A 12549-nucleotide genomic window follows, 5' to 3' on the forward strand; every position below is an offset into this window, starting at 1 on the left:
CCGTCAGGTCACCCGCTCCGCACGGTGCTTGACCGCCTTCAGACGGACCTCGGCGGGCAGCTCGTCCAGCCCCGCCGAGGTCCGCGCGTGGGTCAGCGCCCCCTCGGAGAGACCGCGCAGCACCAGCCCGGGGGCCGCGTGCGACTCCATCAGCAGCCGGACCCGGGCTCGCGGGGCGCTCCGCCGGCCGGTCAGCGTGGCCTTGGCGCCCGACACCCCGTCCAGGGCCCCCGCCTCGTCGGCGAGGACGCCCTCCAGTGCCTTTCCGCGCAGCAGCGCGCCCTCGCCGTCCCCGCTGTCGACCAGCACCTCGGCCAGGCGCCCGCGGCGCAGCTGGGCCAGGAGCCACCACAGCGCGAGGACCACCAGGACGGCGAGGACCGCGATGACGGTGGGCCACCACCAGCCCTCGTCCCGCCACCTGGTCCGGTCGGCCTTGCTGAGCAGCACGTCGTCCGTGCCGTCGAAGGGCCACCAGGAGGGTACGGACATGCCGAGCCCCGTCGCGAGGACGGCGCCGCCGAGGACGAGAAGGATCAGCCCTGCCAGGCCGAGCAGGACCCTGTTGACGGTTCTGATCACGAGGTCACCCCTTCTTCGCCGGTCGGCGTACGTGTACGGAGAGGCCGGGCGGCCGCGCCAGGCCCAGTTCACCGATGGCCCGGGACAGGACGGTGTCCAGGTCGGTCCTGACGTCGTCGAGTTCACGGAAGTGCGAGAGGGCGCGCACGGTCGCCTTGCGCCGGCTCGTCTTCACCCGGACGGACTGCACACCGGCCACCTCAACCGCCCGGTCGCGCAGGACGAGGGCGGCGGCGGTCCGGTCGAGTCCCGCCCGTACACCGGTGTGCCGGCGGCTCATGGGAAGCAGGGCGCGCAGTCCGGGGGTGAGGGCCAGGAGGAGCAGCCAGAGGCCCAGTGCGGCCGCCAGCGCTGATCCCGCGAGCACCCATACGTCGTCGAGGTGACGGCTCGCCAGGTCGGCGGCGGCGGAGCGCCGCCACTGCATGGCCGGGTGGTCGGCGCGCACCGCCGCGATGTCGTAGAGCAGAAGCCCGGTGCCGCCGAGCACGATCAGGGCGACCAGGGCCGCCGGGATCCTGCGCCCGGACCAGAAGCGGCCGGCCCTGCCGCCGGGCTGCTGCTCCGGCGCGGAGACGGGTTCGTAGGTGGAGCCCGACGCGGACTGGTCCATCTCCAGCACGCCGCCGGGAGGCGCCGGCTCGACGGTGGGCAGGCGCCGTGTGCTCTCCGGATCCTGGGGCTCGGTCATCGGATGCTCCCCTCCGGTGCGGTGCCCTGGTGCAGGCGCTCGACCTGCACCGCCACTTCGGGCACCTCCATCCCCGCAAGTGCTCTTACCCGCTCGGCCACACGACGACGCACCGCGCCGCACTGCCGGCCGATGTCGCAGGGGTAGGCCAGGTCGAGGCTGACCCGGACCCGGGCGGTGTCACGGTGCACGGTGACGGTGGCGCGCGGAGCCGCACCGTCCTGGGGCCGTTCGTCGACGGCTTCCTTCGCCGCCTGCGCGGCGATCTTCGCGACGACCCGGTCGGCGATCCGGGTCTGCCCTCGCCCGGCGGCGTCGACCCGGTCTGTCACCCCCGTCATCGTCGCCGGTCGCCGCGCTCGCGACTCCGGAAGAAGTCGCCGGGTTCGAGGTCGCCGTCCAGGAAACGGCCGGCGATGAAGCCGACCGCGCCCAGCGCGGCCACCAGCAGAAAGGCTCCGAATCCGCCGAAGTATCCAGCGAAACCGAGCGCCATGCCGGCCACCAGGCCGACCACAGCCATGCTCATCGTGTGCTCCTCAACTGCCGGGCGGGGGAGGACTACTGAACGCGTGACTCGGACTCGTCCTCGTCGTCGTCCTCGTCGGGCAGCTTGACGTCGCTGACGGCGATGTTGACCTCGACGACTTCCAGGCCGGTCATCCGCTCGACCGCCGCGATGACGTTCTCGCGTACATCGCGCGCCACCTCGGCGATCGCCACGCCGTACTCGACGACGATCTCCAGGTCGAGGGCGGCCTGCGATTCGCCGACCTCCGCCTTGACGCCGCGGGACACGGACTTGCCGCCGCCGGGAACACGGTCGCGTACCGCGCCGAACGTCCGGGAGATCCCGCTGCCCATCGCGTGGACCCCAGCGACGTCCCGTGCCGCCATTCCGGCGATCTTCTCGACCACGCCGTCGGCGATGGTGGTGCGGCCGCGCGTCGCCGGGGCTCCCCCGCCGCGCTTGGTGAGCTGGTTCTGCCTGCCGTCGTCCGGCACGCTGCCGGGGCTGTCGGGCCGGTTCCGCTGTGGGCTCTCGGTCATCGCCGCTCTTCCCTTCGGGGCGGGTTGAACTTCCGTGGCCCACAGTAAGTGTGCTTGCCCGGTCTCGCGCCGTGGATGGGGCAGGGTGGAGCAATGACAACGGCTGACAGCCCGCACGGGGCCGATGGATGGACGTCTGCGGTACGCCAACGGATCGGCCTGGGCAGACTGCTCCCTCTGGGCGGCCCCGCCGATGGTTCCTGGATCGCGGAAAGAGCGGCGGCCGCAGTACTGCGGAACGCCGCGGCCGGGTCGGGGGCCGTGCTGGGGACGCTCAGAATCGCCCTGGCCGACGAGGACGGCGCCCCGGATCCGGTGGTGCCCGGGCCTCCCAGCGCGCTGCCTCCCGGACCGCTGCGGATCGAGGCCGGCTTCTCGGCGACGGCGCGGCGGCCGCTGCCCGCCACCGCTGACGCCCTGCGCGCAGCCCTGCTGGCTGCGGCGGCCCAGCGGCTCGGCCTGGTGGCCGACGAGGTGGACCTCCGGGTGACGGAGTTGCTGGAGGAGGAGCCCCGCCCCGCCACGGAGCCGTCCGCCGTCGTTCACCCGGCGGAACCCGACGGACCCGCCGGGATGGCGGCGGCCGGGGTCCCGGGCGTCGTCTCGCTCACGCGGGTGCTGGGCAGCGCCGTGCAGCAGACGGAGGGTCACGTCCGGGTGGAGCTCGCCACGGCCGGGGACCACCGGACGCTCGATGTGGCGCAGGCGGTGCGCGCGGCGGTGGCCGAGGCTGTGGAGGGTCGTCCGACGGTCGCCGTGCTGGTCACAGCCGTCGTGGACCGGGACTGACACTGCCCCTGGCCTTCCGGCGAGGGGCGGTGCGCGCCAGGGCTGCGGCTGTTCAGTCGGCGAGACCCGCGAGGTCGCGCAGACGGCGGCCCTGGGCGGCCCGCTCGGCAGTGCGCTGCTCCTCGTACGTACGCGAGAGGGCGCCGCTCAGCAGCGCCTTGGTCTCGACGACGGCGTCGCGCGGGGCGGCGAGCAGGGCCCCGGCCAGGTCGAGTCCCGCCGCGTCGAGCTGGTCGGCGGGGACGACGAGGTTGGCGAGACCGGTGCGCTCGGCCTCCTCGGCGTGCACGAAGCGGCCGGTGGCACAGATCTCGAGCGCGCGGGCGTACCCCACGAGGTTGACCAGGGGGTGGGTGCCCGTGAGGTCGGGAACGAGACCGAGGCTGGTCTCGCGCATGGCGAACTGCACGTCCTCGGCGACGATCCGCAGATCGCAGGCGAGGGCGAGCTGGAAGCCGGCACCGATCGCGTGCCCCTGGACGGCCGCTATCGACACGATGTCGTTGCGGCGCCACCAGGTGAACGCCTCCTGGTACCCGGCGATGGTCGCGTCGAGCTCGGTCTCCGGGCCGCGCGCCATGTCGAGGAAGGACGGCTCGCCGTCGAAGCCCTCAGGGGCGAACGCCTGCCGGTCGAGGCCTGCGGAGAAGGACTTGCCCTCGCCACGCAGCACCACGACCCGCACGCTGCCGGGGAGCGCTCGTCCGGCCTCTGTCAACGCCCGCCACAGAGCGGGAGACTGAGCGTTGCGCTTGGCCGGGTTGGTGAGCGTCACCGTGGCAACCGCGTCATCGACGGTGAGCCGTACGCCGTCCTTGTCGAGCACAGAGTCGAGCGAGGTCATGGAGCGCCTCCGGATCGGGTGCAGTCAGCACTTACTGGCAAGTAACTGAACAGTAACCACCCGGACGATCTGGCGATCGGCCGGGTGGCCACCCGGTGTTCCGGTGAGCCCCAGGAGCGGACGTACGCCCGCTCCGAACCCGCTGCCCGCCGTCAGGCCGCAGCGGCCTTCTTGCCTCGAGTCGCTCCGCCGCGTCCCCGCAGCGTGACTCCGGACTCACTGAGCATCCGGTGGACGAATCCGTAGGAGCGGCCCGTTTCCTCGGCCAGCGCCCGGATGCTCGCACCGGAGTCGTACTTCTTCTTCAGGTCTGCCGCGAGCTTGTCGCGCGCGGCGCCGGTCACCCGGCTGCCCTTCTTCAGAGTCTCGGCCACCCGTGCCTCCTCAAGGAAGTGCGCTCTGGACTCTCATGATCACCCCTCCTGGGCTTCCTGGCCACCCATTCGGCAAGGTCCGTACGACCGGATTCCTCCTCCGGAAGCGGTCGGACACAAGCGGAATCAGGCCTTCCAAGGGGTCTCGGAGCCCTGCGGGACGGAACGCGGGAAAAACGGGCAGGTCAGGGCCGTACGGGGTGGAGTGGCCGGATATGGGTGCACCCGACAGCTATCTGCCGGGCGGCGCGCCGGGGGTATGAGACCCGCTCACCCAGATGATGGATCACCGATGGGCCGAAAGATCCAGACGCGTTGGATCACCGTGCTCCGTGCCGGGTCCAGGAGCCCTGCCGGGTCAGGCGAGGGCGACCAGGTCCCGGTAGTCCGCACCCCAGAGGTCCTCGACCCCGTCGGGCAGCAGGATGATCCGCTCCGGCTGGAGAGCCTCGACCGCGCCCTCGTCGTGGGTGACGAGGACGACGGCGCCCTTGTAGGTGCGCAGAGCCCCGAGGATCTCCTCGCGGCTCGCCGGGTCGAGGTTGTTCGTCGGCTCGTCGAGCAGCAGCACGTTGGCGGAGGAGACGACGAGCGTCGCCAGGGCGAGCCGGGTCTTCTCACCGCCGGAGAGCACTCCGGCGGGCTTGTCCACGTCGTCACCGGAGAAGAGGAAGGAGCCGAGCGTCTTGCGGACCTCGACGAGGCCGAGGTCGGGCGCCGCGCTGCGCATGTTCTCCAGGACGGTGCGCTCCGGGTCCAGGGTCTCGTGCTCCTGGGCGTAGTAACCGAGCTTGAGGCCGTGGCCCTCGATGATCCGGCCGGTGTCGGCCTTCTCCGCGCCGCCGAGGAGCCGAAGCAGCGTGGTCTTGCCCGCGCCGTTGAGGCCGAGGATGACGACGCGTGAGCCCTTGTCGATGGCGAGGTCCACGTCGGTGAAGATCTCCAGCGAACCGTAGGACTTGGAGAGGCCCTCGGCCATCAGCGGGGTCCTGCCGCACGGGGACGGCTCGGGGAAGCGCAGCTTGGCCACCTTGTCGGAGACCCGCACGGCCTCCAGGCCGGAGAGCAGCCGGTCGGCGCGCTTGGCCATGTTCTGCGCGGCCACGGTCTTGGTGGCCTTGGCGCGCATCTTGTCGGCCTGGGCGTTGAGGGTGGCGGCCTTCTTCTCGGCGTTCTGGCGCTCGCGCTTGCGACGCCTCTCGTCGGCCTCGCGCTGCTGCTGGTAGAGCTTCCAGCCCATGTTGTAGACGTCGATCTGCGCGCGGTTGGCGTCGAGGTAGAAGACCTTGTTGACGACGGTCTCGACCAGCTCTTCATCGTGGGAGATCACGACGAAGCCGCCGCGGTAGCTCCTGAGGTAGTCGCGCAGCCAGACGATGGAGTCGGCGTCGAGGTGGTTGGTGGGCTCGTCGAGCAGCAGGGTGTCGGCGTCCGAGAACAGGATGCGGGCCAGCTCGACACGGCGGCGCTGACCGCCGGAGAGGGTGTGCAGGGGCTGGCCGAGTACCCGGTCGGGCAGGCTCAGCGCGGCGGCGATGGTGGCGGCCTCGGCCTCGGCGGCGTATCCGCCCTTGGTGAGGAACTCCGTCTCCAGGCGCTCGTAGCGCTTCATGGCCTTCTCGCGGGTGGCGCCCTTGCCGTTCGCCATCCGCTCCTCGTTCTCCCGCATCTTGCGCAGGATCTCGTCGAGCCCGCGGGCCGAGAGGACGCGGTCGCGCGCCAGGACGTCGAGGTCCCCGGTGCGCGGGTCCTGCGGGAGGTAGCCGACCTCGCCGCTGTTGGTGATGGTGCCGCCGGCCGGCGTCCCCTCGCCCGCCAGGCACTTGGTGAGGGTGGTCTTGCCCGCGCCGTTGCGGCCGACCAGGCCGATACGGTCGCCCTTGGTGATACGGAAGGACGCGGACTCGATGAGGATGCGGGCGCCGGCGCGCAGCTCGATGCCGGAAGCGGTGATCACGGAAAAACTCCAGGGCGGTATGGACGGCGGAGGGACAGCGGGCTCACGACTCGACGCCGTCTAATGCACAAGGAGAATTGCCATGGGACTCAGTCTACTGGCGGTGTCCACCTGCTTTTCCGCATGCTCCCCGCTCGTCACCGCGGCACCGCGGCACGTCACATACGTCCGGATCCAGGAGGACGGGATTCCGCACCGGGGACCCGAGCCGCCGCAACACCTTCGGCTGACGTTGTCAGTGGCCGGTGGAAGACTGAGACGGAGATCACACCGAATGGTGCGGGCGAGAAGAAGAAGGTGAGCGAGATGGCAGGCAGGGACGGCGTCCCCACGGTCTTTCCGACGCTTCTGTACGACGACGCGAAGGCCGCGATCAGAGTGCTGACCCAGGCCCTGGGGTTCACCGAGGAAGCGGTGCACGAGGGCGAGGACGGCAGCGTGCTCCATGCCGAGCTGTCCTGCGGCAACGGCCGGGTGATGCTCGGCTCCAAGGGGCGCGAGGGCGTCTTCGCCAAGGCGATGGCCGGCGCGGGGCCCGCCGGGGTGTACGTGGTCGTGGCCGACGTCGACGCCCACCACGCGCGGGCCGTGGAGCACGGCGTGGAGATCCTGATGCCTCCCACCGACCAGGACTACGGCTCACGCGACTACATGGCGCGGGACGCCGAGGGCAACGTCTGGAGCTTCGGGACGTACGCCCCGGGGGCCTCCGGCTGACCTGGCCGCCCCCGGGGGACTACGCGAGCGCGGTCAGACCCCGCCGGTGTGCACCTGGAAGGCGGCGCGGCGTACGGCTTTGGCGAGGGCCGGGTCCGGGTGTGCGGCAGCCAGGGCGACCAGCACCTGGACGGTCCGCGGGTGGCCCACGGCCCGTACCTCCTCCAGGAGCGCGGGCACCGTGCCCTGCACGGCGGAGTCGAGATGGCGGACCAGCAGCCCGGTCTCGCCGTGGTCGGCCACGGCCGCGGCCGTGTCGACCCAGAGCCAGGTGGCCTCCTCGCGGCTGAGGACGTCCTGGGCGTCGTCCGGGTCGGTGCCCTCGTACTCGGCGAGCCAGAGCAGTGCGTACGGCCGCAGCGGCGCCTCCGCGACGACGGAGCGGACGACGGGCTCCGCGGGGGCGCCGACGACGCGCAGCGCCTCGAAGGCGAGGCCGCGCAGCAGGGCGTCCTCGCCTCGGGCGACGGCCAGCAGCTCGGCCACGGCACTGCCCACGGGCCGTGCGGCGAGCCAGGCCCGGTATTCGGCGCGGGCCGGGCCCGGAGTGAGCCGGGCGCAGCCGAGCAGCATGTCGGCCGCGGGCTGTTCGATGTTGCCTGCCGGGCTCTGGGCGGCGACGCAGATCTGCTCCAGCTTGACCCAGACCGCCCAGTTGCCCAGCGGGGTGAGGGTGGCGTGGCCGGCGCCGAGCGTGAGGGCGCCGACGGAGGCGAGGCCCTCGAGGGCCCAGTCGAGCAGCAGCGCGTTCAGTTCGGCGGACCGCCCGCCCACGGACACGGGCTGCTCCTGCGGTCCGTACGGCACCTCGCACCGCTCCTCGTGGAGTTCCGCGACGCGCTGTCCCAGCAGGTCGAGGAGCGCGGGCACGGTGACGGCGCCCGCCGAGAGCTGGAGGAGGGAGAGCACCTGGGGCACCGCCTCGACGGCTTCCGCCACCGCGGTGGCCTCGATGCCGTCGGGCGAGGCGTGGACCAGCGACCAGGCGTCGAAGAGCGCCACCCAGCCGCGGAGCACGGCGGAGTCGTCGCGGTCCCAGGCGCGCAGCCGCCAGCCGGGGCGTGCGGTGTCGCCGTGCAGCTCGATGAGCCCGGCCAGCCTGGCCCGGTCCCAGCCGACCCGCACCTGGGCCGGGGACAGCTCCAGCGCGGCGCAGGCTCGCTCCAGGGCCTGGGCGGCGAGCGGGGCGGTGGCGCCCTTGCCGGTGCCGTCGGCGGCCCAGTGGGCGATCCGTACGGCGTCGGCCAGTACGGCCCTGGCCTGGCGTGCCAGTTCCGCCGGGGGCGGTGTGCCTTCGGGTGGACGGGGGGCCGGCCTGGTGCGCCGGGTCGTCACGGCCTTGCGGGCGGTCGCCTGGGGTCGCGGGCGGACAAGTCGCAGCCTGGAGTCGCGCGGGGTACGGGACGTCACGAGAGCAGTCTTGCCTCTGACGGGCCGAAAGCCCAAACGGAAGCCGTGTCACCGGGGTTCGGAGGGCTTACGCGCGGGGGCGCCAACCGGGCGGTTCCGGCCCATCAGCTCACATCAGGGGCGTGAGGAAGCGCCTGAGCGTCTCTTCGTAACCGGCAGGGTCGGCATTCCACATCGCCGCATGCGGAGCCTGCGCCACGGAGTGCAGGGTGACCAGATCGGGGCGGCGTGCGGCGAGTTCCCGGGACGGCTGCCAGGGAGCCAGGGTGTCGTCGGGGCCGTGGACGACGAGCGTGGGGGCGTGCAGGGCCGTCGGCACCGAGGTGTCCATGAGCGGGGCACCGTGCAGCCCGGTCTGGCCCTGGGCGGCCCGGACGGCGAGAGGCAGCAGCGCGGAGGGGACACCCCGGGCCGAGGCGAGGGCGCGCAGGGTGGTCCTCCAGTCCAGGACCGGGGAGTCGAGGACGAGGCCGCTGATCCGGTCGTGGAGGGCGGAGTTGACGGCCGCGTGCAGGGCCATCGAGGCGCCGGACGACCAGCCGTACAGGATGACCTTCTCGGCCCCGTAGCGCACGGCGTACCGGATGGCCGCGTCGAGGTCGCGCCATTCGGACTCGCCGAGGTGGGCGAGTCCGTCCGGGGAGCGCGGGGCGCCCGCGTCGCCGCGGTAGGCCAGGTCGAGCACCGGGAACTGCTGGGCGTTGAGGAACCCCATCACGTTCATGGGGTGGTCCCTCGTGGTGCCGAGGCCGTGCACCGCGATCACCCAGGTGTCGCGTGCGGCGGGTACGAACCAGGCGGGCAGGGCGCCGAGTTCGCCGGGGACCTCGACCTCCTTGTACGCGACGCCGAGGGCGGCCAGCGGGTCGCCCCGGTGGATCTCCGGGGTGAGGCGGACCCGGGCGCCCGGCTTGAGGCTGCCGAGGGTCACGCGCTCCAGCCGCCGGACGACGGTGTCGGGAGAGATCACGGAATGGCCGCCCGGCACCTGTTCGGTCACGGGGCCGACCACCGCGTGGACGCCTCGGCCGGCCAGTCCGTACGTACCGGGGCGCAGCGCGGGAAAGGAGCGGGTCAGAGTGATCTGCCCGGCCGCGGTGGCGTGCACGGTAAGACGGCGGTCGGCCGGGAAGGGCCGTGGCGAGGACGCCCCCAGGGCGGCGTCGCTGGCGTAGCGGCCGGCGGCGACCGCTGCCGCGCCGACGCCGAGGATCGAGGTTGCGGCCACTGCCGCCGCTGTTGCCGGGCGCACGGCTCCAGTGTCCTGGGCGCGGGCGCCATTTGCCAGTGGGCAGGGGCCGTACGGTGCGGCTCCGGGCTCAGCCGGGCTGGCCGTACCCCTTCAGGGCGTCCTGAACGTCGCGTAGCTGGGCCGGGGTGAGAAGGCTCGGCCGGTGGCCGGGTACGGAGCTCGCGGTGAGCCAGAGCCTGCACATCCATTCGAGCTGGGCGGTGCGGTCGTAGGCCTCGTCGAGGGTGTCCCCGTAGGTGACGGTGCCGTGGTTACGGAGCAGGCAGCCGGTGCGGTCGCGCAGGGCGTCCAGCATGGCGTCGGCGAGCTCCTGGGTCCCGTAGCGCGCGTAGGCGGCGGTGCGGACGGGGCCGCCGAGCAGGGCGGCGGCGTAGTGGATGAGCGGCACTTCGGGGACGAGGGTGGAGACGGCCGTCGCGTGCACGGCGTGGGTGTGGACGACGGCGGCCGCGTCGCCGGCACGGTAGACGGCCAGATGGAGCGGGAGTTCGCTGGTCGGGGCCAGTTCGCCCAGGACCTGGCGCCCTTCGAGGTCGACTCCGACAGCGTCCCCGGGGCCGAGCCGGTCGTACGGCACCCCGCTGGGGGTGACCAGGACGACTCCGCCGATCCGGGCCGACACATTGCCCGAGGTGCCGACGACCAGGCCTTCCGCGGCCGTCCTGCGGGCCGTCTCGACGACACCGTTCCACGCCTGCTCGATCGCGTTCCTGTCCACGTCACTCATGCGGGGATCCTAGAGTCACGTGACCGATGTCTCCCCAACGGGGCAAATCGGTCGCCGCCGGATGCCCCGGCCGCGACCGGCGCCGTGCCCCGCACCGGCGGCGACGGTCCGGCCCACCCCTCGCGCACACAAGCGGAATCGGTGCACGCGGTTGGGGTCACCGTGCCGCCCTGCCGAGTTCATCTTCCGTTCACCCTGGTTGCTTACGTTCCACGTGCCAATGACGTCGAACGATTGCCTGGGTAAATGGAACACATCACGCTGCTGCTCGCGATCGTGATCGTGACAGCTCTCGTGTTCGATTTCACGAACGGTTTCCACGACACCGCCAACGCGATGGCCACCACCATCTCCACCGGCGCACTCAAGCCCAAGACAGCGGTGGCGATGTCCGCCGTTCTCAACCTCGTCGGCGCGTTCCTGTCGGTGGAGGTCGCCAAGACGATCTCCGGCGGGATCATCAACGAGAACGGCCTCAGAACCGAGGTCATCTTCGCGGCGCTCGTCGGCGCGATCCTGTGGAATCTGCTGACCTGGCTGGTCGGCCTGCCCTCCAGTTCCTCCCACGCACTCTTCGGCGGCCTCATCGGTGCCGCGGTCATGTCCGCCGGCTGGTCCTCGATCAACGGCGGAACCGTCGTCACGAAGGTCCTGCTGCCCGCGATCGCCGCGCCCGTCGTGGCCGGTCTCGCCGCGCTGCTGGCCACGAAGCTGACGTACCGCCTCAACCGGAAGATCACCGACGAGGCCCAGCTGAAGTCGACCGCGAAGGGGTACCGCGCCGGCCAGATCGCCTCGGCCGGTCTCGTCTCGCTCGCCCACGGCACCAACGACGCACAGAAGACCATGGGCATCATCACCCTGGCCCTGGTCACCGGGGGCGTCCTCTCCCCCGGCTCCAACCCGCCGGTCTGGGTCATCGCCTCAGCCGGTATCGCCATCGCGATGGGCACCTACCTCGGCGGCTGGCGCATCATCCGCACGATGGGCAGCGGCCTCACCGACCTGCGCCCGCAGCAGGGCTTCGCGGCCCAGACGAGCGCGGCCACGGTCATCCTGGCCTCCTCGCACCTCGGCTTCTCCCTCTCCACCACGCAGTCCTGCTCGGGCGCCGTCATGGGCGCGGGTCTCGGACGCAAGGGAGGCACGGTCCGCTGGTCCACCGCCACCCGGATGTTCGTGGCCTGGGGCCTGACCCTGCCCGCCGCCGGTCTGATGGGCGCGGGCGCCGAGTTCCTGACCAAGCAGGGCCCCTGGGGCGTCACGGCCGTCGCCGTCCTGCTCATCGCGGGCTCCAGCGCCATCTGGCTGCTGTCGCGCCGCAAGCCGGTCGACCACAACGACGTGGCCCCGGGCGCCGAGGCCGCGGGCGTCGTCACCACCGCAGTCGCGGCGGTCAGCCCGCCGCCCGCCGGTACCGTCGCACCGGAGTTCAAGACCACCATCCCGGCCCCGGCTCCGACGGCCGGAACCCCGGCCGACCCGGCCACGGTGTAAGGACAGATCCGCATGAACATCGACTGGGCAGCTCTCGCCTCCGTCTTCGGCGTCAGCCTCGTGGTCACCGTCGCACTGGTCGGCCTCTTCACCCTCGGCGTCACGGGTCTCGCCAGGCAGACGTCGACGGCGCAGAGCGGCGGTGGCGGCGGCGCCCTGGCGCGCACCGGCGCGTACGCCTGCTTCGCACTGTGCCTGGCGGCCGTCGCGTACGGGATCTATCTGATCGTCGCCTGAGAGGCCGTCAGGCAGCACACCGGGCCGGACACACGTGGTGTGTCCGGCCCGGTGTGCGTATCGGCACAGCCTCGCAGGTCAACGGCAGGTTGACGGGCGTTCGCGGGGCATGGTGGACTGCCGGAGCCATTCAGGCCGACCGGTGCCGGTCGGCCTGACGGCGACAGGAGAGGAAGCCGGTGCGAATCCGGCGCGGTCCCGCCACTGTCACCGGGGAGCAGCCTCCATACGGAAGTCACGGTCCGCCACCGCGGACTGGAAGGCCGGAGGAACTGCGGATCCGGAAGCCAGGAGACTCTCGTCGCCGGTCACGTCGAACCAGGGCGCGGACCCTGAGTGAGGACACACGCCATGCCCGGCTGCCCTGCGTCGCCCGCCGCACCACCTGCCACCGAGGTCCTTCGAGGCGCGACGGCCGGCTG

General features: G+C 72.2%; 15 protein-coding genes and 1 riboswitch. Of the genes, 4 read left to right on the forward strand and 11 right to left on the reverse strand.

What is annotated here, in order from left to right; all coding sequences use genetic code 11:
- Nucleotides 1-3 precede the first annotated feature (3 nt).
- From amaP to ACIREO_RS35930, 5 genes are read right to left on the reverse strand one after another with little or no spacing between them, the layout of a single operon-like run.
- The gene (gene amaP / locus ACIREO_RS35910; protein WP_404118246.1) at nt 4-582 is read right to left on the reverse strand and encodes an alkaline shock response membrane anchor protein AmaP; all 579 of its coding nucleotides are present in this window, start codon (nt 580-582) and stop codon (nt 4-6) included.
- 4 nt (nt 583-586) lie between these two features.
- Entirely contained in the window at nt 587-1273 is a 687-nt protein-coding gene (locus tag ACIREO_RS35915; RefSeq protein ID WP_404118248.1) for a DUF6286 domain-containing protein, read from the reverse strand.
- Complete coding sequence (locus ACIREO_RS35920; RefSeq protein ID WP_404118251.1) at nt 1270-1614, reverse strand: hypothetical protein; 345 nt, start codon at nt 1612-1614, stop codon at nt 1270-1272. The genes ACIREO_RS35915 and ACIREO_RS35920 overlap by 4 nt, the downstream gene beginning before the upstream one ends.
- Nucleotides 1611-1802, reverse strand: coding sequence for a hypothetical protein (locus tag ACIREO_RS35925; RefSeq protein WP_030920082.1), 192 nt, complete (start codon nt 1800-1802; stop codon nt 1611-1613). The genes ACIREO_RS35920 and ACIREO_RS35925 overlap by 4 nt, the downstream gene beginning before the upstream one ends.
- 32 nt (nt 1803-1834) lie before the next feature.
- The gene (locus ACIREO_RS35930; protein WP_404118254.1) at nt 1835-2323 is read right to left on the reverse strand and encodes an Asp23/Gls24 family envelope stress response protein; all 489 of its coding nucleotides are present in this window, start codon (nt 2321-2323) and stop codon (nt 1835-1837) included.
- A gap of 93 nt (nt 2324-2416) precedes the next feature.
- On the opposite strand from ACIREO_RS35930, the gene ACIREO_RS35935 reads away from it, so the two are divergent.
- Nucleotides 2417-3112, forward strand: a complete 696-nt coding sequence (locus ACIREO_RS35935; protein ID WP_404118257.1) for a hypothetical protein — start codon at nt 2417-2419, stop codon at nt 3110-3112.
- Nucleotides 3113-3164: 52 nt separating this feature from the next.
- Here the strand turns inward: ACIREO_RS35935 and ACIREO_RS35940 are convergent, their stop codons facing one another.
- From ACIREO_RS35940 to ACIREO_RS35950, 3 genes are all read right to left on the reverse strand, one after another.
- On the reverse strand, nt 3165-3956 hold the full coding sequence (locus ACIREO_RS35940; RefSeq protein WP_404118260.1) for an enoyl-CoA hydratase/isomerase family protein: 792 nt from the start codon (nt 3954-3956) through the stop codon (nt 3165-3167).
- 152 nt (nt 3957-4108) lie between these two features.
- Nucleotides 4109-4330: a helix-turn-helix domain-containing protein gene (locus ACIREO_RS35945; RefSeq protein ID WP_007263382.1), complete on the reverse strand. Its 222-nt coding sequence runs from the start codon at nt 4328-4330 to the stop codon at nt 4109-4111.
- Between the two features lie 358 nt (nt 4331-4688).
- Entirely contained in the window at nt 4689-6287 is a 1599-nt protein-coding gene (locus ACIREO_RS35950) for an ABC-F family ATP-binding cassette domain-containing protein (protein ID WP_404118263.1), read from the reverse strand.
- 306 nt (nt 6288-6593) lie between these two features.
- On the opposite strand from ACIREO_RS35950, the gene ACIREO_RS35955 reads away from it, so the two are divergent.
- Complete coding sequence (locus tag ACIREO_RS35955) at nt 6594-7004, forward strand: VOC family protein (protein WP_404118266.1); 411 nt, start codon at nt 6594-6596, stop codon at nt 7002-7004.
- Between the two features lie 33 nt (nt 7005-7037).
- Here ACIREO_RS35955 and ACIREO_RS35960 read toward each other — a convergent pair whose 3' ends face one another.
- The 3 genes from ACIREO_RS35960 to ACIREO_RS35970 all read right to left on the reverse strand — a co-directional run bounded on the left by ACIREO_RS35960 (nt 7038) and on the right by ACIREO_RS35970 (nt 10393).
- Nucleotides 7038-8339 (reverse strand): hypothetical protein, encoded by a 1302-nt coding sequence (locus ACIREO_RS35960; protein WP_404118442.1) that lies wholly within the window; start codon nt 8337-8339, stop codon nt 7038-7040.
- Nucleotides 8340-8523: 184 nt separating this feature from the next.
- A complete protein-coding gene (locus tag ACIREO_RS35965) occupies nt 8524-9666 on the reverse strand; it encodes an alpha/beta hydrolase (protein WP_404118269.1) in 1143 nt (380 codons plus the stop codon).
- Nucleotides 9667-9733: 67 nt separating this feature from the next.
- Nucleotides 9734-10393, reverse strand: coding sequence for a class II aldolase/adducin family protein (locus tag ACIREO_RS35970; RefSeq protein WP_404118272.1), 660 nt, complete (start codon nt 10391-10393; stop codon nt 9734-9736).
- 246 nt (nt 10394-10639) lie between these two features.
- Here ACIREO_RS35970 and ACIREO_RS35975 point away from each other — a divergent pair, with 246 nt between their 5' ends.
- The gene (locus tag ACIREO_RS35975) at nt 10640-11890 is read left to right on the forward strand and encodes an anion permease (RefSeq protein ID WP_404118275.1); all 1251 of its coding nucleotides are present in this window, start codon (nt 10640-10642) and stop codon (nt 11888-11890) included.
- A gap of 12 nt (nt 11891-11902) precedes the next feature.
- Nucleotides 11903-12127, forward strand: a complete 225-nt coding sequence (locus tag ACIREO_RS35980) for a hypothetical protein (RefSeq protein WP_404118278.1) — start codon at nt 11903-11905, stop codon at nt 12125-12127.
- Nucleotides 12128-12295: 168 nt separating this feature from the next.
- A riboswitch (cobalamin riboswitch) is annotated at nt 12296-12425 on the forward strand.
- Nucleotides 12426-12549: the final 124 nt, after the last annotated feature.

This window comes from Streptomyces sp. NPDC102441 (assembly GCF_044765585.1).
GTDB lineage: Bacteria > Actinomycetota > Actinomycetes > Streptomycetales > Streptomycetaceae > Streptomyces.